At 31.2% G+C, this 2,178-nt stretch carries 1 protein-coding gene; it reads right to left on the reverse strand.

The features are described 5' to 3' along the window. Positions 1–407: 407 nt before the first annotated feature. Entirely contained in the window at positions 408–2,036 is a 1,629-nt protein-coding gene (locus BAQ49_RS04205) for a peptide ABC transporter substrate-binding protein (protein ID WP_071744304.1), read from the reverse strand. Positions 2,037–2,178: the final 142 nt, after the last annotated feature.

The following is a 2,178-nucleotide window of genomic DNA, read 5'->3' on the forward strand; positions in this document are numbered from 1 at the left end:
CATAAGAGAATAGTAACGTGCTTTCACCTTCAAGAATAGTCTAAATCCTTAAGTTGATGGATGTGGGGTACCGCCACATCCATCAACTTAAGAAAAGTAAACACCCCCAAAACAAAAAAACAAAAGACAATAAAATGAGTCATATGATACATCTAGTATCGGCTATCAATATTAGTAAGGCAGATAACATCATCCTATCAAATAAACCTATAAAGCCTAGGGTTACCAATAAATGAAACAAAATTACTCATTTCTTTAAGTGAACTTTTTAAAGAAAAATATTATCAAATAATAAAGTGAATCGTTTATATTCTAAATTAAAAATGTAATAAAACTTATTGAGACTATTAGAAAAGAGTTGATTACTTTTTGTATTAAGTACTCAACTCTTTTCTATTTCAGTATCTTTATTTTTTATTTATATAAGCATTTTTGTAGGTATATACACCACCGAATTGATGCTTTTCAATTCCTTTTACATACTCCTTTTGCACATATGCTAAACCAGTATGATAAAGGGGAGCAACAGCAGCATCTTCTAACAATACTCTCTCTGCTTCTCGTAAATAATCCCATCTTTTCTGTTGATCTAATACAACGTCATGTCTAGCTTTACTTATAAGATCATCAAAACTAGAATTTGAATACTCCATTTTATTATTTGGATTATCTGTCGTAAATAATTCTAAATAACTAATAGGATCTTTATAATCAGGTCCCCAACCTACCATAGATATATCATACTGTCCTGTTTGTTCAAGTTGCAATTTTTGTTTAGATGGTTGCTGCTTAATCTGTATCGTTAAGCCTTGTAAATGTTTTTCAAGTTCTCCTTTTATATATTCTGCGATATGTTTTGCATTGTCTTGTTCAAATGTTAAAAATTCAAGTGTGACATTTTCTGTATTAAGTTCTTTTTTGGCAACTTCCCAAGTTTGTTTCGCCTTTTGTAAATCATACACAGCAAGAGCACCATTTTCTTGACGAAAATCTTTTCCATTTGTTTCATTCTTATATCCTACTGGTATAAGACCTTCTGCAGGTGTTGCACCATTATTGATAAAGTGATCCACAATTCCCTCTTTATTTAGTGTTAAAGAAATAGATTGTCTGGTTTTTTTGTTTGCTAACGTAGTGTTCTTTTCATTAAAACGTAACATAGATATCCCAGAATCTTTTTTCATATGTAATTCCTTTTTGCCCTTGTATTTATCTACAAATTTTGCACTAACAGGAGCACGATCAATACTACCCGATTCATATAAATTTAAGGCCGTCATTGAATCTTTTACAATATGAAAATTTATTGCCTCTAGCTTCACTTGTTCCTTATCCCAATATGTATTATTTTTCTTCAATTGAAATTCTTGTTCATGCTTCCATTTTTCTAACACAAATGCTCCATTATATATAAGATGATTTGGTTCTAAACCATAACTATTTCCTTGTTCTTTCACAAACGATTCATTCTGTGGTAAATAAATAGGCAGTGCTAATAATTGCAGTAAATATGGAACAGGCTGTTCTAGTTCTACTTCTAGCGTATGAGTATCTAATGCCTTTACTCCTAACTGATCAGCAGCCACTATACCTTCATTAATTTCTTTTGCCTTTTTTATATAAAATAGTAAGTATGCATATTGAGATGATGTTTCAGGACTTAATGTTCGTTTCCAAGCAAAAGTAAAGTCATGTGCTGTTACCATTTCACCATTTGACCATTTAGCATCTTTACGCAAATGGAATGTATATCTTTTCCCATCTTCACTTCTCTCAAATGACTTTGCTACACCAGGAATAGGCCTATCTTGATTATCGAGTACATATAATCCTTCAAATATATTTTGCATCACATGTGATGATGTACCATCCATGGTTTTTGCGGTATCTAAAGAAGGCATTTCTTCAGATATTGTTAAATTTAATACTTGTTTTTGGTTCTCATTGACAGTTTTATTAGATTTACTACTACAAGCCGATAAAATTGAGGACGTGATAAGTGCACATACTAGTAAACCAATCTTTTTCTGTTTCATAAATTTCTCTCCTTAAATCCATTTAATTTTATAAATAGATATGTATTATAGCAGAAATATTACAATAAGGGGTACCGCCACACATCCATCAACTTAAGGATTTAGACTATTCTTGAAGGTGAAAGCACGTTACTATTCTCTT

Origin of the sequence: Bacillus proteolyticus (genome assembly GCF_001884065.1) — a bacterium.
In the GTDB taxonomy this organism is placed as follows: domain Bacteria; phylum Bacillota; class Bacilli; order Bacillales; family Bacillaceae_G; genus Bacillus_A; species Bacillus_A proteolyticus.

Excerpts from the sequence above, each read along its gene's own strand:
- BAQ49_RS04205 (WP_071744304.1), bottom strand. The coding sequence starts at position 2,036 with ATGAAACAGAAAAAGATTGGTTTACTAGTATGTGCACTTATCACGTCC.